Genomic DNA, 21,567 nt, shown 5'->3' with positions numbered 1-21,567 from the left:
CTCCAGGGAGCACCCCCGTGATACCCAAGAGAACGGCGGTCGCGCTGGCCGCCGCCCTGTGCGCGGCCCTCGTGCCCGCCGTCCCCGCGACGGCGACGGCCCCCGGCAGGGTCCCCGCCCCGCCGTCCGACAAGGCGCTCGCCGCGCAGCCCGCCCGCCAGGACCTCACCCGGGAGCAGTTCTACTTCCTGCTGCCGGACCGTTTCGCCAACGGCGACACCGGCAACGACCGCGGAGGCCTCGTCGGCAGCCGCACCGAGACCGGCTTCGACCCGTCCGACAAGGGCTTCTACCAGGGCGGTGACCTCAAGGGCGTCACGGAGCGGCTCGACTACATCAAGGGGCTCGGGACCACCGCCATCTGGCTGGCCCCGATCTTCAAGAACAAGCCCGTGCAGGGCGTCGGCAAGGACGCCTCCGCCGGCTACCACGGCTACTGGATCACCGACTTCACCCAGGTCGACCCGCACTTCGGGACCAACGAGGACCTGGAGAAGCTGATCGCCGCCGCCCACGCCAAGGGCATGAAGGTCTTCTTCGACGTCATCACCAACCACACCGCCGACACCGTGGACTACACGGAGAAGAAGTACGGCTACCGCCCCAAGGGCGCCTACCCGTACCTCGACAAGGACGGTCGCCCCTTCGACGACCGGACCGCCCTCGGGAAGGTGGACGCGGACTCGTTCCCGTACACCCTGGAGCAGAAGGCGGAGATCAAGGTCCCGTCCTGGCTCAACGACCCCACCATGTACCACAACCGGGGCGACTCCACCTGGACCGGCGAGTCCGTCGAGTACGGCGACTTCGTCGGCCTCGACGACCTGTGGACCGAACGCCCCGAGGTCGTCGAGGGCATGAAGGAGATCTACGAGACCTGGGTCCGCGACTTCGACATCGACGGCTTCCGCATCGACACCGTCAAACACGTCGACCTGGACTTCTGGACCCAGTGGGCCACCGCCCTCGACGCGTACGCCAGGAAGCAGGGCCGCGAGGACTTCTTCATGTTCGGCGAGGTCTACTCCGCCGACCCCGCCGTCACCTCCCCGTACGTCACCCGCGGCCGCCTCGACGCCACCCTCGACTTCCCCCTCCAGGACGCGGCCCGCGCCTTCGCCTCCCAGGGCGCCGGCGCCGACCGCCTCGCCAGGGTCTTCGCCGGTGACTACCGGTACACCACCGACAAGGCCAACGCCTACGAGCAGGTCACCTTCCTCGGCAACCACGACCTGGGCCGCATCGGCGGCTTCCTCAAGCAGGACAACCCGGGCGCCTCCGACGCCGAACTCGTCCGCCGCTCCCGCCTCGCCAACGAGCTGATGTTCCTCTCGCGCGGCAACCCGGTGATCTACTCCGGCGACGAGCAGGGCTTCACCGGCGCCGGCGGCGACAAGGACGCCCGCCAGCCGCTGTTCGCCTCGCGGGCGGCCGACTACCTCGACGACGACGAGATCGGCACCGACCGCACCCACGCCTCCGACGCGTACGACACCACGCACCCGATCTACCGCTCCGTCGCCGAACTCTCCGCCCTCACCAAGGCCCACCCGGCCCTCCGCGACGGCGTCCAGCAGGAGCGGTACGCCGAGGGGAACGTCTACGCCTTCTCCCGCACGGACGCGAAGGCCCGCGTCGAGTACCTCGTCGCCACCAACAGCGCCACCACCGACAGGACCGTCACGGTCCCCGTCGACTCCACCGCCTCCTTCCGCCTCCTGTACGGGGGCCAGGGCGCGGTCACCACCGAGGACGGGGCCGTCACGGTCACCGTCCCCGCCCTCTCCTCCCTCGTCCTCAAGGCCGACGCCCCGCTCCCGGCCCCCACCGCGAAGCCGACCGTCACCCTCGACGCCCCGGCCGCCGGAGCCACCGGCACCGTCGAGCTCTCCGCCGACGTCACCGGCGGCGGCCTCAACCGGGTCGTCTTCGCCGCCCAGACCGGCGACGGCCCCTGGAAGGTCCTCGGCACCGCCGACCACGCCCCCTACAAGGTCACCCAGCACGTGACCGCCGCCGCCGGAACGGCCCTGCGCTACAAGGCCGTCGTCGTCGACAGCGCCGGCCGCACCGCGAGCGCCACCGCCGCCACCACCGCCGGCCAGGTCCCCGCCCCGGAGAAGCCGGTCGCCGTCGAGCGCACCCACGCCGTCGTGCACTACAAGCGGGAGGACGGCGACTACACCGGCTGGACCCTGAAGGCCGCCGGCCAGGAAGCCGCGTTCACCGGCCGCGACGCCCACGGCGCCTTCGCCTGGGTCAAGGTCCCCGAGGGCGCGTCCACCGTCGCCTACACCGTCGAGAAGGACGGCACCGCCGACGGCCCGCAGCGGACCGTCACCCTCGGCCGCACCGGCGAGGTCTGGATCACCCAGGGCCAGGACGGCCAGTCCGACACCGACCCGGCCCCGGCCCCGCAGGACAAGACCAAGGCCGTCATCCACTACCAGCGTCCCGACGGGAACTACGACGGCTGGGGCCTCCACACCTGGGGCGGCGCCGCCCAGCCCACCGACTGGTCCAAGCCGCTGATGCCCGTCCGCTTCGACGCGTACGGCGCCGTCTACGAGGTGCCGCTCACCGACGGCGCGACCTCCCTCTCGTACATCCTCCACAAGGGCGACGAGAAGGACCTGCCCACCGACCAGAACCTCGACCTCGCCACCTACGGCCACGAGATCTGGGCGCTCTCCGCACAGCCCAAGTACCTCCTCCCGACCGTCGGCGGCGCCCCGAGCCTCGACCTCGGCAAGGCCGAGGCCCAGTGGATCGACCGGAACACCGTCGTCTGGAAGGTGAAGACGAACGACGCCACCAGCCAGCAGCTGGTGTACGCCGAGGACGGCGGGATCACCGTCACCGACGGCGCCCTGAGCGACGAGGGCAAGTGGCTCCGCCTCACCCCGTCCGCCCTCACCGACGCCCAGAAGGCGAAGTTCCCGCACCTCGCCGCCCACCCCGCCTTCACCGTCGACCCGCGCGACGCCGACCGCGTCCGCGCCTCCCTGCGCGGCCAGCTCATCGCCACCCAGCGCGCCGCCAACGGCGCCCTGCTCGCCGCCACCGGCGTCCAGACCGCGGGCGTCCTCGACGACCTGTACGCGCCGAAGGCCACCAAGGCCGCGCTCGGCCCGGTCTTCCGGAACGGCCGCCCCACCCTCTCGCTCTGGGCCCCCACCGCCCAGTCCGTCGCCCTCGAACTCGACGGCAGGACCGTGCGCATGCGGCGCGACGAGAGCTCCGGCGTCTGGTCGGTCACCGGGAAGAAGGACTGGGCCGGGAAGCCCTACCGGTACGTCGTGAAGGTCTGGGCCCCCAGCGTCCAGAAGGTCGTCGAGAACAAGGTCACCGACCCCTACTCCACCGCCCTCACCACCGACTCGGCCCGCAGCCTCGCCGTCGACCTGACCGACCCCCGCCTCGCCCCCAAGGGCTGGAAGGAGCTGCGCAAGCCGGCCGCCGTGCCGCTGCGCGACGCCCAGATCCAGGAGCTCCACATCCGCGACTTCTCGATCGCGGACCCCACGGCCAAGGCCGGCCACCAGGGCACCTACCTGGCCTTCACCGACAAGAACAGCAAGGGCTCGCAGCACCTCAAGGCCCTCGCCGCCTCCGGCACCTCCTACGTCCACCTGCTCCCGGCCTTCGACATCGGCACCGTCCCCGAGAAGAAGTCCGCGCAGACCACCCCCGCCTGCGACCTGAAGGTGTACGCCCCCGACTCCGAGGAGCAGCAGGCCTGCGTGGCCGCCGCCGCGGCCAAGGACGCCTACAACTGGGGCTACGACCCGCTGCACTACACCGTCCCCGAGGGCTCCTACGCCACCGACCCCGAAGGCACCCGCCGCACGGTCGAGTTCCGGCAGATGGTCCAGGCCCTCAACGGCGACGGCCTCCGCACGGTCATGGACGTCGTCTACAACCACACCGTCGCCGCAGGACAGTCCGACAAGTCCGTCCTCGACCGGATCGTCCCCGGCTACTACCAGCGCCTCCAGGCCGACGGCACCGTCGCCACCTCGACCTGCTGCGCCAACACCGCGCCCGAGAACGCGATGATGGGCAAGCTCGTCGTCGACTCCGTCGTCACCTGGGCCAGGGAGTACAAGGTCGACGGCTTCCGCTTCGACCTCATGGGCCACCACCCGAAGGCCAACATCCTCGCCGTCCGCAAGGCCCTCGACGCCCTGACCGTCGCCAAGGACGGCGTCGACGGCAAGGCGATCGTCCTCTACGGCGAGGGCTGGAACTTCGGCGAGATCGCCGACGACGCCCGCTTCGTCCAGGCCACCCAGAAGAACATGGCCGGAACCGGCGTCGCCACCTTCTCCGACCGCGCCCGCGACGCCGTGCGCGGCGGCGGCCCCTTCGACGAGGACCCGGGCGTCCAGGGCTTCGCCTCCGGCCTCTACACCGACCCCAACACGTCGACGGCCAACGGCACCCCGGAACAGCAGAAGGCCCGCCTCCTGCACTACCAGGACCTCATCAAGGTCGGCCTGACCGGCAACCTCGCCGACTACACCTTCACCGACACCGCGGGCCGCACGGTCACGGGCCGGCAGGTCGACTACAACGGCTCCCCGGCCGGCTACGCCGCCGCCCCCGGCGACGCCCTCGCCTACGCCGACGCCCACGACAACGAGACCCTGTACGACGCGCTCGCCTTCAAGCTCCCGGCCGGCACGTCCCCGGCGGACCGCGCCCGCATGCAGGTCCTCGCCATGGCCACGGCCACCCTCTCGCAGGGCCCGGCGCTCTCCCAGGCCGGCTCCGACCTGCTCCGCTCCAAGTCCCTCGACCGCAACTCGTACGACAGCGGCGACTGGTTCAACGCGATCCACTGGGACTGCGCCGACGGCAACGGCTTCGGCCGCGGCCTGCCCCCGGCCGCCGACAACAAGGCCAAGTGGTCCTACGGCAAGCCGCTGCTCACCAACCCCGCCCTCACGGTCGGCTGCGAGCAGATCGACGGCGCCTCCGCCGCCTACCGGGACCTCCAGAAGATCCGCACCACCGAGCCGGTCTTCTCCCTGGAGACGGCCGACCGCGTCCAGTCCGCCCTCTCCTTCCCGCTCTCCGGCCGCGACGAGACCCCGGGCGTGATCACCATGCGCCTCGGCGACCTGGTCGTCGTCCTCAACGCGACCCCGCGCGGCACGACGCAGACGATCGGCGACCTGGCCGGAAAGGGCTACGCGCTCCACCCGGTCCAGGCGGGTGGTTCCGACCCGGTCGTGAAGACGGCCGCGTACGAGCCGGGTACGGGCACGTTCACGGTCCCGGCCCGCACCGTCGCGGTCTTCAGGGCCGGGTGAGGGCCCGCTCCCACAGCGTGACCGAGTACCGGGTGCCGTCGGCGGCGAGCTTGTCGGGCTCCTCGCCGACCACCCGGTAACCCGCGGCTTCGTAGTACGTACGGAGCCGCGGGTTGCTCGTCATGGAGTCCAGCCGCACCACCGAACGGCCGAGGGCGGCGACCCGCCCCTCGGCGTGCGCGAGCAGCGCCCGCCCCGTGCCGGCGGGCGCCGTCTCCCGGTCGGCCATCAGCCGGTGCACGTACCCGGCGACCGGGGGCTGTGGACCCCAGGCGTGCTCGTCCTCCCACCACAACTCGTACGCGCCGACCGCGAGGCCCTCGTGGTACGCGATCCAGACCTCGCCCTCCGCGATCCGCCGGCGGAAGTGTCCGGAGTCCCGGGCCCCCGGCCGCCACTGGTCGACGCCCTTCCGCACGAGCCAGTGCGCCACCTTGTCGAACAACCCCACCAGAAGGTCGAGATCGCGCGAGTCCGCCTGTCGAAAGGTCACTTGTGCCGTCATGGCGATCACCGTATAGCTGGGTTCAGACGCCCGTTCCCCTGGAGTGACCCCATGCCGCAGATCACCGTCGACTACTCCGCGCCCCTCGACCGGCGCGGCTTCGCACGCGCCCTGCACCCGCTCGTCGTCGACACGGTGGACGCCGAACTCGACGCCTGCAAGACGCGCTTCCGCGAGATCGAGGAGCTGATCGTCGGCGACGGCTCGACCTACGACGTGATCGTGCACGTCGAGATCGCCCTGCTCTCCGGCCGCCCCGACGCCGACAAGGCGAAGCTCGCGGAGGCCGTCCTCGACATGCTGCCGACGTTCCTGCCGGTGCCCGAGGACGTCCGGCTCTCCGTCGAGGTCCGCGACCTCGACTCCTCCTACCGCAAACGCTGATCCGGCACCAGCGACTCCGCCGGCACCAGCGACCCCGCCGACGGCACGAGCGACCCCGCCGACGGCACGAGCGCGGCGAGCCGGGCCACGAGATCCCCGAAGGGGCCGTCGGCCGGCTCGTCCGCCAGGATGCGGAGGAGGACCTCCGCCATCTCCTCGTCGTACGCCGCGCTCACCGCCGCCAGCGCGGCGAAGTCGTGCACGAGCTGCAACTCCAGCTCCGCGCGCGGCACCCGGCGGCCGTCCAGCCACAGCAGCGCCGTCGACTCGGCGAGCGAGACCCAGGAGCGGACGACGAGTTCCAGCCGCGCCGAGGGCCTCTCGACCTCCAGGTGGGCGAGGATCTGCTCGTACGCGGCCTGCCGCACCTCGTCGATCATCGCGTTCGTCGTGGACGAACCCACCGCCGGACCCCCGCGCATGAGCGCGGCGAAGCCGGGCCCGTGCTCGTCGACGAAGTCGAAGAACCGGCCCATCACCCGCAGGAGGCGCGCGCCGAGGGGCCCGTTCGGCGGTTCCACGAACCGGGCCGCGAGCTCGTCGGCGGCCCGCCGCAGGGCGGCCTCGTAGAGGCTCTGCTTGCCGGGGAAGTAGTGGTAGACCAGCGGCCGGGAGATCCCCGCGGCCGCGGCGATCTCGTCGATGGAGACCTCGTCGGGAGAGCGGTGGCCGAAGAGTTCGAGGGCCACCCCGATCAGCTGCTGCTTGCGCTCCTCGACGCCCATCCTGCGGCGTACACCGGTCGTCATACGAACAGCCTAACGGCGTCCGATACGCTCCTGGTCCATGAGCGCCTCCGACCAGGAAACCCCGGCAGCGGAGACCGACGGGCAGGCGCCCGACGGTCTCACCCCGAAGCAGGCGCGGCGACTTGCCGTCACCATCGCCTCCGCCGTCCTCGTGACGCTCGCCGTCGTCCTCGTGATCCGCCTCGCCAGCCGCACGTCCGTCCTCGTCGTCGGCGTGTACGGTCTCGCGATGATCCTGTGCGGGGTCGTCATCGAACTCTCCCGCAACGGCCGTACGCGCCTGGCCACCTGGCTCCTGGCGGGCGGCCTCGCGGCGGCGCTGGCCTTCGACTGGCTGATCCTGCCGTAGCGGGTGCGTCCCGCCGCCGGGGCGGCCGGGGCTCCACCGGGACGCCGCGGTGCCGGCCCCTACAAGTCGAGGACGAGCCGCTTCCCCGCGCACCGCGACACGCAGATCAGCATCGAGTCCTCCCGCTCGGCCTCCGTGAGCAGCTCGTCCCGGTGGTCGATCTCCCCGCCCAGGACCCGCTGTTGGCAGGTCCCGCAGAATCCCTGCTCGCAGGAGTACGTGATCCCGGGCAGCTCGGCGCGGACCGCCGCCAGGAGCGACTGGTCGGCGGCCACCTTCACCGTACGGCCGGAACGGCGGAGTTCGACCTCGAAGGGGGAGCCGCCGGTCGCCGGGGCGGCGGTGAAGCGCTCCAGGAACGGCGTCCGGCCGTCCGGAAGCGCCGCGCCCACGGCCGCCATGAGCCCCTCGGGCCCGCAGCAGTACACGGCGGTCTCGGCCGGCACGTGCGCGAGGAAACCGAGATCGGGACGGCCTTCCTCCTCCTCGGCGACGACCGTGACGCGCCCGCCGTCACCGCCGAGCCGCTCGACCTCCGTCACGTACGGCATGGTGGACCGGCTCCGCCCGCAGTAGACGAGCCGCCACTCCGCCCCGGCGGCCTCGGCGGCGCGCACCATCGGCAGGACCGGCGTGATGCCGATGCCGCCGGCGACGAAGACGTACGCGGGGGAGTCGACGAGCGCGAAGCGGTTGCGGGGGCCCCGGATCTCGATCTCGACGCCCTCCTGGAGCGCCTCGTGGACCTCGCGAGAGCCGCCGTCCCCGTCCTCGACGAGCCGGGCGGCGATCGTGTACGCGCGGGAGTCGGCGGGGTCCCCGCAGAGCGAGTACTGCCGGACGAGGCCGGAGGGCAGGACGAGGTCGACGTGGGAGCCGGGCCGCCAGGCGGGCAGGCCGGCCCCTCCCGTGGCCTCCAGGCGGAGTTCGACGACCCCGTCGGCGGGGGTGGTGCGCCCGGTGACGCGGACCTTGCGGGGGGCGGTGCGGCCCCGCCCGTACCCGGAGACGGGCACGTCGAGCGCGGGCAGCGGCCACAGCGGGGCCGTGGACATCCGGCTCCGGACGGCGCGGCGGACGAGCAGCGCTGCCCCGGCCCCGGCTCCGGCGAGGACGGCGGCGGTGGTCAACCGGGGCATCAGCGGCCCCCGTTGGCGCCGGGCGAGGCGGTCAGGTAGGCCACGGCCTGCGCGGTGTCCCCCTCCTGGGAGGGGTGGTAGGCGCGGCTCAGGTAGCGGGGTATGGAGCGCAGCATGTCCGGGGTGGAGGGCAGCACGCCCTCCCGTCCCCTGCGGACGAACTGGCCCACGGAGGGCTTGGCGCCGACGAGCGTCGGGTCGTTCTCCATGAAGAAGCGGACGCCCCGCTGCCAGAGGAAGACCATCGCGGAGAAGGCGGTCGCCCAGGTGCGGGCACGGCGCCGGTAGCCGCCGTCGAGGTGCTGGAAGAGCTCGAAGGCGACGGCCCGGTGCTCGACCTCCTCGGCGCCGTGCCAGCGGAGCAGGTCGAGCATGACGGGGTCGGCGCCGCGGCGGTCGAGCTCGTCGGCGTTGAGGACCCAGTTGCCGAGGAAGGCGGTGTAGTGCTCGATGGCGGCGATGAGCGCGACCCGCTCCATCAGCCACCAGCGGCGCGGGCGGCCCGGGGGGAGGGTGCGGTCACCGAGGAGCTTCTCGAAGAACCAGTCGACCTGGGCGGTGTACGGGGTGGGGTCGAGGCCCAGCTTCCTGAGGTGGGGGAGGACGTCGTCGTGGGCCTGGGAGTGGACGGCCTCCTGGCCGATGAAGCCGATGACGTCCTCGCGCAGCCGGTCGTCGGTGATGTACGGCAGCGCCTGCTTGTAGACGTGCACGAACCAGCGCTCACCGGCCGGGAGCAGCAGGTGCAGCACGTTGATCGTGTGGGTGGTGAAGGGGTCGCCGGGAACCCAGTGGAGCGGCGTCTTCTCCCAGTCGAAGGAGACCTTGCGGGCCACCAGTGCGGGCTGCGTATTAGACATGACGTCAATGTACTGAGCGGTAGGAGTGAGCGACAGAGTCCGAACACCCCTTTTTCGCCACGGGGATGCCGACGCGGAGACGGCGACTGCTCCCGGGACCGCCGGGGGCTCCGGGGAATCCCCGGGAGCCCCGCGGAGTCCGCTCAGCGCAGGGCCGCGACCGGCGTCCCGTCCTCCGCCGTGCCGCGCAGGTCGGCCCGCGCCCCCGCCGACGCCCTGACCGCCAGGAGCGACCCCTCGGCGCGCCCCCGCACGCCCCCGGTCGCCTCCACGGAGGCGACGTCGTCGCTCCCCGCCGCCAGGACGTACCAACTCCCGCCCGGCGCCCGCCACAGGACGCCCGCGAGGACCCGGGGATCGCGGACGCCGCACGAGGGGGAGTTCTCGGAGTGGGCGGCCACGGCGGCGGGCACCTTCGGGTCGGGGACGAGGAACTGGGCGAGGGCCCGGCCGCCGGTGCCCCGCCAGGTCTCGGCGCGGGAGCACACCCACGCCCCCTGTCCCGCGCCCTCCGGCAGCGCCTGCCGGGCGAACCGCCAGGCGTTCACGGACCGCACGCCGTGGCCCCGCGCGGCGGAGAGCCCGCAGGCCGTACGGGCCCACGCCTGCCGCGCGTCCGGCCCGGTCGCGTCCACCGGCCGGTCCGGGGCGCCCCAGAGCAGCCGGGCGGGCGCGAGCTCGCCCAGGTCGCTCAGGAGCCGGGTGCCGGAACCGTCCCCCACCTGGAGGGTGTTCCAGCGGGCGCACTCCTTCGTCTGGGCGGCGGGGCTCGGCACCGGCTCGGTGACGCCGTCGGCGTCCCGCGCGAGCGGCCAGGCGGCCTTCGCGGGGGCGAGGAGGTCCCGTACGCCGACCTCCCGGGCCCAAGGGGCGGTGAGGTAGCGGACGTTGCCGGACGCGCGGGAGACGACCAGCGCGAGGGAGCCGACGGAGTCGGCGGCGTCGGTACGGGCGAAGTCGAGGCCGGCGCCGTCCGTGCCCTCCACGGGCTCGGCGTACCGCACGGCCCGCAGCCCGTCGTGGAAGAGGACGACACGGGCCCCGTCCACCAGCCCCGCGAAGAGGAGCTGCGGCGACCCCATGGGCGGCCCCACGGGCGTCCCCGGCGTGGCGGACGAGGTCACGGAGAGCCCCGGCCGCGCCCACACGGCCAACGCCCGCCGCAGCAGCGCGCGATCCGCCACGAGCGAGCCCCGGGCGGGCCACGCCGAGAAGTCCCGCCGCGTCGCAGCGGTCCACGCCCCGGCGGGCACCCGCTTGACGGCGGCGGGGTCGAGCGCGGCCTCGGCGGCGGGGTTGCGGGCGTAACTCGGCGCGGCGGCCCCGTTCCGCCCCCACCCGTCCCCCGGCAACCCGAGCAGCGCGCCGCAGGCGGCGAGTGCGACGACCCCGACGGCGGCGGCCCGCAGGTGCTGACGGCGCCGCAGCAGATCGGTGGGCCGGGCCTGGAGGGAGCACGGATCGAACTCGGGCGATTCGAGCAGGGCGGCACCACTGAGCCGCGCGGACCGGAGGGGACGTGCGTCGCCCCCGGCGCTGCCGGGCTGGGCGGTGGCCCCGCCGGGTCCGTGTCGCCGGTTGTCCCCGTCGTCGCCGGTGTGCTGCGCGGGGCCCTCGCCCGGACCTCGGCCTCGGCCGGCGCCGTCGGGGTCGCCGGGCTGGGCGGTGGCCCCGCCGGGTCCGTGCCGTCGGGTGTCTCCGCCGGCGCCGCCGGGCTGCGTGGTGCCCCCGGCCGGTCCACGGCTTCGGCCGTCCCCGTTGTCGCCGCCGTCCCGGCCCGGCCGCCCGGTCCGGCCGTCGTCGGGTCGTCCGGCGGCGCTTCCGCCGTCCTGGCCGGAAGGGAGTCGACCGGAAGAGGAGCGCCCGCGCGCGGGGTCGCCCTGCGTGGCACGCGCGTCCGTGCCGTCCTCGCCGACGCTCCGGTCGGCCCCGCCGCCCCAGGCGTCGGCCAGGCGACCGAGCCGGCCGAGGCGGCCGGACCCGTCCCGGGTTCCGGCCCGCCCGGGCCCGGCCTGCTCGCCGACCCGTGCGGGCCGCCCGTCACGACCGGCGGGGCCGGGGGCACCGGGGGCCCCGGCGCCCCCGCCGTGCCGACCGGGGCCTTCCGGCCCCCCGGCGGCGGCGTTCCCTCCGGTTCCTCCGGCTCCTCCGGGTCCCTGCGGGCCCCCGGCCGTGCCGGGTCCCCCGGCGGCGCTGCGCCCACCGGCCTCGGTGTCGCCGGCGTCCTCCGCGGTGTCGAGGGTGTCGAGCGCGTCCAGCGCGTCCGCCTCCGCCAGGGCCGTCGCCGGGTCGGTGACGCCCGCCGCCGCCAGGACGCGGAGGACCTCCGCGTCGCCCTGGCGTTCGAGGCCGCGGAGCACGTACGCGGCACGGCCGGGGCCCGAGAGGGTGGACAGGCGCTGGTCGAGGGCGAGTTCGTCGGCGCCGCCGACGCGGGGGAAGACCCGCAGTCCCCACACCTGGGGCAGCAGCGGCGGGAACTGGGCCCGCCGGGGCAGGGCACGGCGCCGCAGCGGGAGGCCGGCGACGATCGCCTGCCGCAGCACCTCGCCCCGTACGTACGCGTACCCGGGATCGACCGCGTCCTCCGTGCGCCGCGGCGCCGGGACCGAGGGCCCCGGCACCCGCCGCCGCGGCAGCGAGCGCTGGACGAGCGCGTGCGCGGTCAGGACCCGGCGGTTGCGGCCGAGGGACGGAGGCAGCACCAGGTAGGCGATGCGGACGAGCCGGGGATAGCGCTCGACGAGCGCGGCCTCGGCCTGCTCGACGTCGACGGGACCAACGGGCGAGGGGACGAGATCCTGGGTGCTCACGTTCAGCAGAACGAGCGATTCATCCGATGGTCACCCCGGCGGCCGCCCCCGCCGTCACACCGGCCCGTCCGCCGTCAGGCGCTCGCGCAGCAGGTCCGTGACCTCGTCGGGCACGCCGAGCCCGTCCCGTACGTACTTCTCCATCGACCCGTGGCGGAACTCGACCTCGTCGAGCGCCGCGTCCAGGTACTCCGGCAGGACGCCGATCAGCTGGAGCGCGAGGTCCGGGTCGCCGCCCTGCGCGGTGAAGCCCTCGATCATCGGCGCGAACGCCTGCCGTACCGCAGGGTTGACCGCCAGGTACTCGCTCCGCACGGTCTCCGCGTCCGCGCCGAGCAGCGTGAGCACGACCGTCGCCGCCCACCCCGTCCGGTCCTTGCCCGCCGAGCAGTGGAAGAGGAGCGGCCCGGCACCGGGCGTGCCGAGCTCGGTGAGGAGGGAGCGGTACGCGGCGCGCGCGGCGTCGCCGGAGACGAAGGTGCGGTAGGTCCGGGTGAACGCGGTGCGGACCCGGCCCCCGCCGAGGTGCTCCTCGGCGAGCGCCGGGTCGGAGAGCAGGACCTTGAGGCGGGCGGCGGGCGGCAGCCCGCTGGTGGCCAGGTGGTCGGCGAGCACGTCCGCGACGAGCAGCCGCGCCCCGGCCGGCAGCCGGTCGGGGCGCTCGCCGCGCTCGCTGTCCGTCCTCAGGTCGACGACGGTCCGGACGCCGAGGCCGGCGACGAGCGGTTCGGCGGGGTCGAGCCGGTCGAGCTGGGCGGAACGGAGGACGAGCCCGGGACGGACCGCGCGCCCGTCGCCGAGGGGCAGCCCGCCGAGGTCGCGGAGGTTGGCGACGGAGGTGGTGGGGATGGCGGGCATGGCGTCGGCTCCTCCGGTGCGGCTCTGGCTGCGGCTACGGCCACTGTCGACCGTAGTGGATCACCGGAATCACGCCAGTTCGGCCAGGGGACCTGCGCGGCCACGGCCCCGCACGACCACCGGCCCCGCACGACCACCGGGGGCCGTACGGCCACGTGGGACCCGTACGGTCACGGGGATCCGCACGACCTCCGGGACCCGTACGGCCACGGGGCCCCGCACGGCCACCGGCGGGCCGTATGACCACCGGGACCGCACGGTCACCGGGACCCGCGCGACCTCCGGGACCCGCACGACCTCCGGGACCCGCGCGGCCACCGGCCCCGCGCGGCCACCGGCCCCGCACGACCACCGGCCCCGCACGGCCACCAGGGGCCGTACGGCCACCGGGACCCGCGCGGCCACCGCGGACCCGCACGGCCCCGGGAGCCCCGGGAGCCCCGGGCGCCCCCGGCAACCTCGGCTCACGCCTCCGCGAACGCCGTCGCCAGGAACTCCGCCTCCCGCTCCGGCGAGATCCCCTTGGCAGGCCGGTCGGCCCGTGCGGGCACGGCGCCGCCGAGCGAGTTCATCCACGCCCAGGTGTCCGCGACGGTCTCCTCCACCGGCCGGCAGCGCAGTCCCGCCGCCACGGCCCGGGACACGTCGGCCGTGTGCAGGGCGTCGTACATCTCGCCCGGCGGCAGCCACACGGGCAGCTCGATCCAGGGCTCGAACCCGGCGGCGAGGACCGCCTCCGGGGCGGCCCACCGCAGGCGGGCGTCCGAGCCCGTCGTCCGGACACAGGCGTCGAGCAGCTCGCCCATGGTGGTGTGGCCGGGCGGCGAGACGAGGTTGTACGGCCCCGAGAGCCCGGCCGCGACGGCGTCGAGCGTCCAGGAGGCGAGGTCGCGGACGTCGACGTACTGGAGGGGGAGCGTGCGCGGCCCGGGGGCGAGGACGTCGCCGCCGCGGGCGATCCGGCCCAGCCACCAGGGGAGCCGGCCGACGTTCTCGTACGGGCCGACGATCAGCCCCGCGCGGACGTGCAGCGTCCGGTCCTCCCCGAACGCGGCCGTCGCCGCGAGCTCGCCGCCGCGCTTCGCCTCGGCGTACGGCACGTCACCGGCGTCCGGCGAACCCTCCACGAGCGGCCCGTCCTCCGCGAGCCCGGCGGCGGGCGGCCAGGCGTAGACGGAGCGGCTGGATATGTACGCGTACCGACCGACCCGGCCGGCGAGCAGCCGGGCGACGTCACGGACGGCCGAGGGCGCGGCCGACCAGGTGTCGACGACGGCGTCCCAGGTCCCGTCGGCGAGCGCGTCCAGCCCGCCGACGCGGTCCCCGACGAGGGCACGCGCTCCTTCCGGGGCAGGATGCCGCCCCCGATGGAAGACGGTCACCTCCCATCCACGTCCCAACGCGGCCTCGACGACCGCCCGGCCCACGAACTCCGTACCACCCAGCATCAGCAGCTTCATGATCGAACCCTGCCCGCCGAGGACGACCGGGACCACACGATTCCGCTGCGAGGGGATTCCGCCGGAGGAGAACGCCCGACCCGCGGAGCGGCGGGCGGCGTTGCCGGGAGGCGGTCTGTCGTCCCCGGTGGGCGGGTGACACCATGGCCGACGATGACGGATGCCCGGTCGCCCCTGCGCGCCCTGCGAGCCGCACTGTTCGCGGTGGTCTGCGTGGCGTTGGCCGCCGTGGGGCATTCGTCCATGTCTGCGCACCGGCTCTCCGCCCCCGTCCTCCTCGCCGCCCTCGGCGCGACCGCGGCCGTCGCCTGGGCCGGGGCCGGACGGCGCCGGGGCGCGCCCGCGGTCGCGGGCGCCATGGCCGTCCTCCAGGGCGCCCTGCACCTGATCTTCTCCACGACGGGCGCGCACGCGACCGGCCACGCCGCCGCCGCGCCGCACCGGCACCCGCTCACCGGCATGCCGGCCGGGCACGCCGCCTCCATGGACCCGGTCCAGACGGGGGTCATGGACGCGATGAGCGTCACCGGCTCCGGCCCCGCGTCGGGCCCCGGCATGCTCGCCGTCCACCTCCTCGCCGCCCTTCTCTGCGGCCTCTGGCTGGCCCGCGGCGAGGCCGCGTTCTTCACGCTCGCCGAGGCGGCCCTCGCGTACGCCTCCACACCGCTGCGCCTGCTCCTCGCCCCCGTCCGCGTCCCCGACGCCCCGCGCGGCCCGGTCCGCCGGGCACGCCGCGCCGCCCACCGGCCGCACACCGTCGTCCTCGCGCACGCCCTCTCCCGGCGCGGCCCGCCCCGCCCCGTCGCACCCCGCGCCACGGCCCTCGGAGCACAGGTCTGACACCGGGGGTCTCCTCCCGTTGTCCCCCGAACACTCCAAGGACGGTCCGTCATGGCCATCGACGATCCCGCACGCCCGGACACAGCACCCGAGGCCCCCGGAGAAGCGGCGCCCCCCGCCCGCCCCGGCACCTGGAGCGCCCTGCGCCCCCTCGTCCTCCGCCTCCACTTCTACGCGGGCGTCCTCGTCGCCCCCTTCCTCCTCGTCGCCGCCGTCAGCGGCCTCCTCTACGCGCTCTCGTTCCAGGCCGAGAAGGTCGTGTACGCGCACGAGCTCGAGGTCCCGGTCGGCGACACGACCCTGCCGCTCTCCCAGCAGGTGAACCTCGCCCGCAAGGCCAACCCGAACGGCACCGTCACCGCCGTCTGGCCCGCCGCCGAGCCCGGCGCGACCACCCGGGTCCTGATGGACGACCCGGACGTCCCCGAGGGCACCTCGCTCGCCGTCTTCGTGGACCCGTACACCGGAGACGTCCGCGGCCAGCTGCCGAGCTTCGGCAGCTCCGGCGCCCTCCCGCTGCGCACCTGGATCGACGGCCTCCACGCCGACCTCCACCTCGGCGAGCTCGGCCGCAACTACAGCGAGCTCGCCGCGAGCTGGCTGTGGGTGATAGCCCTCGGCGGCGCCGCGCTCTGGTTCGGCCGCCGCCGCAGGAACAAGCGCGCCCTCCTCGTCCCCGAGGGCGGCCCGGCCTCCCGCCGCCGCACCCTCTCCTGGCACGGTTCGGTCGGCCTCTGGGCGGTCACCGGACTCGTCCTGCTCTCCGCCACGGGCCTGACCTGGTCGCGGTACGCGGGCGAGAACATCGGCGTGGTCCAGGACGGGCTCGGCGGCGCGACCCCGAAGCTCTCCGCCGCGCTCGACCCGGCGGCGGGCGCCGGCTCCTCCGGCCACGAGGGGCACGGCGCGGGCCACACGGGCACGACGACCACGCCCCAGGGCCCGGACATCGGCGTCGACAAGGCGCTCGAAGCGGCCCGCGCGGCCGGCATCGACAGTCCCCGGGTCTCCGTCGCCCTCCCCGCCGAGGGCAAGGGGTACGTCGTCAAGGAGACGGACACGCAGTTCCCGCTCCAGCTGGACTCCGTGGCCCTGAACCCGGCCGACGGCGCGGTCGTCGACCGGCTCGCCTTCGCCGACTACCCGCTCCTCGCGAAGCTGACCCGGATCGGCATCGACGCCCACACCGGCGTCTTCCTGGGCCTGGCCAACCAACTCGCCCTCGCCGCCCTGGCCCTGGCGCTGATCCTGCTGATCCTCTGGGGCTACCGCATGTGGTGGCTGCGCCGCCCCGGCCGCCCGGTGGCGCGCGGTGCCTGGCGGAAGGTGCCGGTGACGGCGCTGCTGCCGATCGCGGCGGTGACGGCGCTCGTCGGCTGGTTCGTCCCGCTGCTCGGCCTGAGCCTGCTGCTGTTCCTGGCGGTGGACCTCACCCTCGCCCTGGCGGCGAAGGTGAGGGCCCGGACAACTCGCTGATCAGGGCGTGTACTTGTAGCCGACCCGCCGCACGGTCTGGATCGTGCGGCGGTGCTCGGCGCCCAGCTTCCGGCGCAGCCGGGCCACGTGGACGTCGACCGTACGGCCGTCGCCGACGTGCCCGTACCCCCACACCGTGGTCACCAACTGGTCGCGGGTGTGCACCCGGTGAGGGTGTGCCACCAGGTGGGCGAGGAGCTCGAACTCCAGGTACGTGAGGTCGAGCGCCTCGCCGTCGACGACGGCGATCCGCCGGACCGTGTCGATGGCCACGGGCCCTTCCGGCTGCTCCGCGGCCGGTTCCCCGGCCGCCGGGGCGGGGGCGGGGGCGGTCGACAGGGCGGCGGCGTCGGCCGGTACGAGGACGAGGTACCCGACCATCGGGGGGCGCCCCGGCAGCGTCGGCAGCGTGTGCGGCGGCGCGGGGAGCAGGGTGGCGCCGGGCGGCAGGAAATCGGCGACCTGGGAGAGGTCGACGGCCTCGTTCGGATGGACGGCCCGGAGTCGGTGCCGGCCGGGACGGGCGAGGGAGGCGGCGGCGGAGGCGGCGGAGGCGGCGGGGACGGCGGGGACGGCGGTGGCGGTGTAGGCCATGGCTGAAGTCAGCTCTTTCACGCGGAGGAGGAAGACGGGGAGTTCTCCTGCGCGTCGGCCGAAGGCCGGGGGATCGGACTGCCGATCGGGGCTTTAGAGGGCCGACGCGTTCATCGCGCGACAACACACCCGGTCGAAGTCGTGGTGCTGACGGGAAGGCCAGAACGGCTCGAGGTCGTGACGACCTGTCGCGGTGTCGTTCTTCTTCGTGGCCATATCCCTATTGAATCAGAAGGGAATGCGTCCGACGACCCCTTCGTCGGCCAAACCCCGTGACGTGCGTCCCACATGACGGAAACAGACGAGGAGAGGCGCCCACCGTGCGGAACGGTGGGCGCCTCTCCCTCAGGACGGTGCGGATCAGACCTGGCCGGCCTCGGCGAGCGCCTCGCAGCAGGTGTCCACGATGAGGCGGGTCACCACGTACGGGTCGACGTTCGCGTTCGGGCGACGGTCCTCGATGTAGCCCTTCTGGTCCTGCTCGACCTGCCACGGGATGCGGACCGAGGCGCCGCGGTCCGAGACGCCGTAGGAGTACTGGTCCCACGGGGCGGTCTCGTGCAGACCCGTCAGGCGGTCGTCGATGCCGGCGCCGTAGTTCTTGACGTGGTCGAGCGGCTTCGAGCCCTTGCCGAGCGACTCGCACGCGGTGATGATCGCGTCGTAGCCCTCGCGCATGGCCTTGGTGGAGAAGTTGGTGTGCGCGCCGGCGCCGTTCCAGTCGCCCTTGACCGGCTTCGGGTCGAGGGTCGCGGAGACGTTGAAGTCCTCGGCGGTGCGGTAGAGCAGCCAGCGGGCGATCCACAGCTGGTCGGAGACCTCCAGCGGGGACAGCGGGCCGACCTGGAACTCCCACTGGCCGGGCATGACCTCGGCGTTGATGCCGGAGATGCCGAGACCGGCCTTCAGGCAGTTCTCGAGGTGCGCCTCGACGATCGGACGGCCGTGGATCTCGTCCACGCCGACGCCGCAGTAGTAGCCGCCCTGCGGGGCCGGGAAGCCGTTGACCGGGAAGCCGAGCGGGCGGGTGCCCTCGAAGAAGGTGTACTCCTGCTCGATGCCGAAGATCGACTCCTGGGAGGCGTACTTCGCGGCGACCTCGGCCAGCGCGGCGCGGGTGTTGGACTCGTGCGGCGTCATGTCCGTGTTGAGCACCTCGCACAGCACCAGGACGTCGTCGCCGCCGCGGATCGGGTCCGGGCAGACGAAGACCGGCTTGAGGACGCGGTCCGAGGCGTGGCCCTTGGCCTGGTTCGTGCTGGAACCGTCGAAGCCCCAGATCGGCAGCTCGTCGAGCGCGAGCGGAGCACCGGCGATGATCTTCGTCTTGGAGCGAAGCTTCGCGGTCGGCTCGGTGCCGTCGATCCAGATGTACTCAGCCTTGAAGGTCACGGGTCTCATCCTTTTGCCTGCGGTGGCGTGCTGCTGCGGTGGTGGTCCGCTGCGGCTCGCGGCACTGCGAGAAGCTGCGGTCTTGGCGCTGACGCGCTGTTTCGTTCGACCGCAGCTTGGCAACACGGGATTTCCCATCGGTTGCCCGTTTGTGAACCCCGTGTTACTCGGCCATCCGTTCAGGCCCGGGGCGCCTGTGCGAGGCGGGGTGTGGCGGGGGTGCGCCGTCGTATACGAGGAGGGGCTGTCGGACCCACAGGGCAGACTGGGGACCATGGCGACGCATCACAAGACCCGCATCGGACTCCTCGGCACCGGCCCCTGGGCGGCCCGGACGCACGCGCCCGCGATCGCGGGCCACGAGGGCGTCGAGTTCAGCGGCGTGTGGGGCAGACGGCCGGAGGCGGCGGCGGAGCTCGCGGGCACGTTCGGCACGAAGGCGTACGAGGACGTGGACGCCCTCTTCGCGGCGAGCGACGCGGTCGCGTTCGCCCTCCCGCCGGACGTCCAGGCGCCCCTGGCCGTCCGCGCGGCGGAGGCGGGCTGCCACGTCCTGCTCGACAAGCCGGTGGCGACGACGGTGGAGGGCGCCCGTGAGGTGGCGGAAGCGGTCGAGGCGGCCGGGGTCGCCTCGGTGGTCTTCTGCACGCTCAGGTTCGCCCCGCCGACGGCGAGCTGGATCGAGGAGCAGACGGCGGCGGGGAACTGGTTCCTCGGCGAGTCCCACTGGCTGGGCTCGCTCTACGGCCCCGGCTCCGCCAGCCCGTACGCCGACTCGCCCTGGCGCCGCGAGAAGGGCGGCCTCTGGGACGTGGGCCCGCACGTCCTCTCGGTCTTCCTGCCGGTCCTCGGCGACGTCACGGACATCACGGCGGCGGCCGGCCCGGCGGACACCACCCACCTGATCCTCCGCCACACCTCGGGCGCGACCAGCACCGCCACCCTCACCCTGAGCGCCCCGCCGGAGGCGGCGGAAGCGGCCCTCACCCTCTACGGCACGGCGGGCAAGACCGAACTGCCCCGCTGGGAGGGCGCGGCGGCCGCCTACGGAGCGGCCCTGGACGCCCTCACCAGCGACACCCCCCACCCCTGCGACGCCCGCTTCGGCCTCCGCCTGACCGAGATCCTGACCGAGGCGGAACGCCTCGCGGCCGGTGCCTGACCGGAGGGAGGCCCGCACCGCCTCCCTCGCCACCGCGCCCGAGGCCCTCAAGGCCGGGCTCGCCGACGGGGGCCGGTCTCGGCCATGTGGCGCAGGGGCAAGAGGGCCAGGAGCTGGTGATGACGAAGCCGATCAGCCCCGCCGGCGCTCGATGCGCGGGGGCCGGGGGCGGCGCCCCCGGTTTCGGGAAGGGGCGGGGTGGGGGAGGGCCCGCCGCAGGCGCCTTGCCCACCCGCACCCGCCCCGCGCTCCCTACGGCCGCAAGGCCTCACCCAAGGCACCGCACAGAGCGTCGAGCGCCGGCTCGTACAGGCGGTCCGGCGGGGTCGCGTAGCCGACGACCAGGCCGTCCGGTGGGGCGGGGCCGGTTGCCTCGGGGTGGCGGTACGAGGCCAGGCCCTCGACGGCCACCCCGTGGCGGGCCGCCGCCGCGAGGGCCGCGGCCTCCGTGCCGGCGGGGAGCTCCAGGACGGCGTGCAGCCCGGCGGCGATGCCCGTGACCCGTACCTCGGGGACGTGCTCCGCGAGGACCGCCGTCAGACGGTCGCGGCGGACGCGGTACCGCTGCCGCATCCGCCGGACGTGCCGGTCGTACGCGCCGGAGTCCAGGAACTCCGCGAGCGTCAGCTGCTCCGTCGCCGGGGTGTGCGGCTCGCGGAGGCCCTTCGCCGCGACCACCGGGTCCACCAGGGCCGCCGGCAGGCACATCCAGCCGATGCGCAGGGCGGGGGAGAGGGCCTTGCTGACGGAGCCGAGGAAGGCCGTCGCCTCCGGGTCGAGCCCCTGGACCGCGCCGACCGGACGCCTGTCGTAGCGGAACTCGCCGTCGTAGTCGTCCTCCACCACCAGCCCGCCCGACGTGCGCGCCCACTCCAGGACGCCCGTCCGCCGCTCGGGATGCAGCGGTCCGCCGGTGGGGAACTGGTGGGCGGGGGTCAGGAGCACCGCCGCCGCGCCCTCCGGGATCTCCGCGACCCGCGCCCCGTCCCCGTCGACGGCCACCGGCACCGTTCCGGCGCCCGCCTCGCCGAACAGGCTCCGGTGGAAGGGGAGCCCGTACGCCTCGACCGCCCACGGCGCCGCCGGACCGAGGACGCGCGAGAGCAGCCGCAGCGCGTGCGCGGCGCCCGAGCAGACCACGATCCGGTCCGGTGTCGTCCGGACGCCCCGGACCCGCGCCAGGTACGCGGCGAGCGCCCGCCGCAGTTCGATCCGCCCCTGCGGGTCCCCGATCCCGAAGGCCTCGTGCGGCGCCGCCGTCAGCGCGCGCCGGGACGCCGCGAGCCAGGCCGCGCGCGGGAAGGCGCTCGGGTCCGGCTTGCCCTGGACGAGGTCGTACGGGAGCGGGGGAGGCGCCACCGGTCGCACCGGCCCCGGGGTGGGGGCGGCGACCCGGTCGGCCACCCGCGTCCCCGATCCCTGCCGGGACGTCAGCCAGCCCTCGGCGACCAGCTCGGCGTACGCGTCGGCCACGGTGTTCCGGGCGATCCCGAGGTCGGCGGCGAGCGAACGGTACGGCGGCAGCGGTGTCCCGGGGGCCAGCCGTCCGCCGCGCACGGCCTCGCGCAGCGCCCGGGTCAGCGCGGCGCGCCGGCTGCCGCCCGCGCCCAGCTCCAGATGCAGGTCGGCCCCGAGGCCGCCGGGCCCAGCGGCCTCACCGAGCGTCAC

At 74.6% G+C, this 21,567-nt stretch carries 16 protein-coding genes; 6 read left to right on the top strand and 10 right to left on the bottom strand.

Annotated elements, in window-relative coordinates; all coding sequences use genetic code 11:
- Window positions 1–17: 17 nt before the first annotated feature.
- Entirely contained in the window at window positions 18–5,318 is a 5,301-nt protein-coding gene (gene pulA / locus AB0G79_RS08690; protein WP_360802333.1) for a pullulanase-type alpha-1,6-glucosidase, read from the top strand.
- On the opposite strand, the gene AB0G79_RS08685 is transcribed toward pulA, so the two are convergent.
- The gene (locus tag AB0G79_RS08685; RefSeq protein WP_360802330.1) at window positions 5,305–5,823 is read right to left on the bottom strand and encodes a GNAT family N-acetyltransferase; all 519 of its coding nucleotides are present in this window, start codon (window positions 5,821–5,823) and stop codon (window positions 5,305–5,307) included. The genes pulA and AB0G79_RS08685 overlap by 14 nt on opposite strands.
- A 51-nt stretch (window positions 5,824–5,874) precedes the next feature.
- On the opposite strand from AB0G79_RS08685, the gene AB0G79_RS08680 reads away from it, so the two are divergent.
- On the top strand, window positions 5,875–6,207 hold the full coding sequence (locus tag AB0G79_RS08680) for an isomerase (RefSeq protein WP_360802327.1): 333 nt from the start codon (window positions 5,875–5,877) through the stop codon (window positions 6,205–6,207).
- Here the strand turns inward: AB0G79_RS08680 and AB0G79_RS08675 are convergent.
- Window positions 6,192–6,956, bottom strand: coding sequence for a TetR/AcrR family transcriptional regulator (locus AB0G79_RS08675; protein WP_360802324.1), 765 nt, complete (start codon window positions 6,954–6,956; stop codon window positions 6,192–6,194). The two genes, AB0G79_RS08680 and AB0G79_RS08675, sit on opposite strands and share 16 nt — an antisense overlap.
- A 37-nt stretch (window positions 6,957–6,993) precedes the next feature.
- On the opposite strand from AB0G79_RS08675, the gene AB0G79_RS08670 reads away from it, so the two are divergent.
- A complete protein-coding gene (locus AB0G79_RS08670; RefSeq protein WP_360802321.1) occupies window positions 6,994–7,305 on the top strand; it encodes a hypothetical protein in 312 nt (103 codons plus the stop codon).
- Window positions 7,306–7,364: 59 nt separating this feature from the next.
- Here AB0G79_RS08670 and AB0G79_RS08665 read toward each other — a convergent pair whose 3' ends face one another.
- The 5 genes from AB0G79_RS08665 to AB0G79_RS08645 all read right to left on the bottom strand — a co-directional run bounded on the left by AB0G79_RS08665 (window position 7,365) and on the right by AB0G79_RS08645 (window position 14,435).
- A complete protein-coding gene (locus tag AB0G79_RS08665) occupies window positions 7,365–8,444 on the bottom strand; it encodes a PDR/VanB family oxidoreductase (protein WP_360802318.1) in 1,080 nt (359 codons plus the stop codon).
- Window positions 8,444–9,304: a metal-dependent hydrolase gene (locus AB0G79_RS08660; protein ID WP_360802315.1), complete on the bottom strand. Its 861-nt coding sequence runs from the start codon at window positions 9,302–9,304 to the stop codon at window positions 8,444–8,446. Before AB0G79_RS08660 ends, AB0G79_RS08665 begins: the two co-directional genes overlap by 1 nt.
- A gap of 143 nt (window positions 9,305–9,447) precedes the next feature.
- Window positions 9,448–12,117: a hypothetical protein gene (locus AB0G79_RS08655; RefSeq protein WP_360802312.1), complete on the bottom strand. Its 2,670-nt coding sequence runs from the start codon at window positions 12,115–12,117 to the stop codon at window positions 9,448–9,450.
- Between the two features lie 54 nt (window positions 12,118–12,171).
- On the bottom strand, window positions 12,172–12,975 hold the full coding sequence (locus AB0G79_RS08650) for a tyrosine-protein phosphatase (RefSeq protein WP_360802309.1): 804 nt from the start codon (window positions 12,973–12,975) through the stop codon (window positions 12,172–12,174).
- A gap of 464 nt (window positions 12,976–13,439) precedes the next feature.
- Entirely contained in the window at window positions 13,440–14,435 is a 996-nt protein-coding gene (locus AB0G79_RS08645; RefSeq protein ID WP_360802306.1) for an NAD-dependent epimerase/dehydratase family protein, read from the bottom strand.
- Between the two features lie 243 nt (window positions 14,436–14,678).
- On the opposite strand from AB0G79_RS08645, the gene AB0G79_RS08640 reads away from it, so the two are divergent.
- Entirely contained in the window at window positions 14,679–15,275 is a 597-nt protein-coding gene (locus tag AB0G79_RS08640; protein ID WP_360802303.1) for a hypothetical protein, read from the top strand.
- A gap of 51 nt (window positions 15,276–15,326) precedes the next feature.
- Window positions 15,327–16,751: a PepSY-associated TM helix domain-containing protein gene (locus tag AB0G79_RS08635; RefSeq protein WP_360802300.1), complete on the top strand. Its 1,425-nt coding sequence runs from the start codon at window positions 15,327–15,329 to the stop codon at window positions 16,749–16,751.
- On the opposite strand, the gene AB0G79_RS08630 is transcribed toward AB0G79_RS08635, so the two are convergent.
- Together AB0G79_RS08630 and glnII are read right to left on the bottom strand one after the other, a co-directional pair.
- The gene (locus AB0G79_RS08630) at window positions 16,752–17,345 is read right to left on the bottom strand and encodes a winged helix-turn-helix domain-containing protein (protein ID WP_360802297.1); all 594 of its coding nucleotides are present in this window, start codon (window positions 17,343–17,345) and stop codon (window positions 16,752–16,754) included.
- Between the two features lie 360 nt (window positions 17,346–17,705).
- Window positions 17,706–18,737, bottom strand: a complete 1,032-nt coding sequence (gene glnII / locus AB0G79_RS08625; protein ID WP_360802294.1) for a glutamine synthetase — start codon at window positions 18,735–18,737, stop codon at window positions 17,706–17,708.
- A gap of 274 nt (window positions 18,738–19,011) precedes the next feature.
- Between glnII and AB0G79_RS08620 the strand changes: the two genes are divergently transcribed.
- On the top strand, window positions 19,012–19,899 hold the full coding sequence (locus tag AB0G79_RS08620) for a Gfo/Idh/MocA family oxidoreductase (protein ID WP_360802291.1): 888 nt from the start codon (window positions 19,012–19,014) through the stop codon (window positions 19,897–19,899).
- A gap of 252 nt (window positions 19,900–20,151) precedes the next feature.
- Here AB0G79_RS08620 and AB0G79_RS08615 read toward each other — a convergent pair whose 3' ends face one another.
- Entirely contained in the window at window positions 20,152–21,567 is a 1,416-nt protein-coding gene (locus AB0G79_RS08615) for a PLP-dependent aminotransferase family protein (protein ID WP_360802288.1), read from the bottom strand.

This window comes from Streptomyces sp. NPDC020807, assembly GCF_040641575.1.
In the GTDB taxonomy this organism is placed as follows: Bacteria; Actinomycetota; Actinomycetes; order Streptomycetales; family Streptomycetaceae; genus Streptomyces.
The sequence above is the reverse complement of the archived record's forward strand: the minus strand, read 5'-3'. Positions and strand labels throughout refer to the sequence as shown.

What these genes read in the sequence shown, in the direction of transcription:
- AB0G79_RS08685 (WP_360802330.1), bottom strand. Translation starts at nt 5,823, where the DNA reads ATGACGGCACAAGTGACCTTTCGACAGGCGGACTCGCGCGATCTCGAC.
- AB0G79_RS08680 (WP_360802327.1), top strand. Translation starts at nt 5,875, where the DNA reads ATGCCGCAGATCACCGTCGACTACTCCGCGCCCCTCGACCGGCGCGGC.
- AB0G79_RS08675 (WP_360802324.1), bottom strand. Translation starts at nt 6,956, where the DNA reads ATGACGACCGGTGTACGCCGCAGGATGGGCGTCGAGGAGCGCAAGCAG.
- AB0G79_RS08670 (WP_360802321.1), top strand. Translation starts at nt 6,994, where the DNA reads ATGAGCGCCTCCGACCAGGAAACCCCGGCAGCGGAGACCGACGGGCAG.
- AB0G79_RS08665 (WP_360802318.1), bottom strand. Translation starts at nt 8,444, where the DNA reads ATGCCCCGGTTGACCACCGCCGCCGTCCTCGCCGGAGCCGGGGCCGGG.
- AB0G79_RS08660 (WP_360802315.1), bottom strand. Translation starts at nt 9,304, where the DNA reads ATGTCTAATACGCAGCCCGCACTGGTGGCCCGCAAGGTCTCCTTCGAC.
- AB0G79_RS08650 (WP_360802309.1), bottom strand. Translation starts at nt 12,975, where the DNA reads ATGCCCGCCATCCCCACCACCTCCGTCGCCAACCTCCGCGACCTCGGC.
- AB0G79_RS08645 (WP_360802306.1), bottom strand. Translation starts at nt 14,435, where the DNA reads ATGAAGCTGCTGATGCTGGGTGGTACGGAGTTCGTGGGCCGGGCGGTC.
- AB0G79_RS08640 (WP_360802303.1), top strand. Translation starts at nt 14,679, where the DNA reads ATGTCTGCGCACCGGCTCTCCGCCCCCGTCCTCCTCGCCGCCCTCGGC.
- AB0G79_RS08635 (WP_360802300.1), top strand. Translation starts at nt 15,327, where the DNA reads ATGGCCATCGACGATCCCGCACGCCCGGACACAGCACCCGAGGCCCCC.
- AB0G79_RS08630 (WP_360802297.1), bottom strand. Translation starts at nt 17,345, where the DNA reads ATGGCCTACACCGCCACCGCCGTCCCCGCCGTCCCCGCCGCCTCCGCC.
- AB0G79_RS08620 (WP_360802291.1), top strand. Translation starts at nt 19,012, where the DNA reads ATGGCGACGCATCACAAGACCCGCATCGGACTCCTCGGCACCGGCCCC.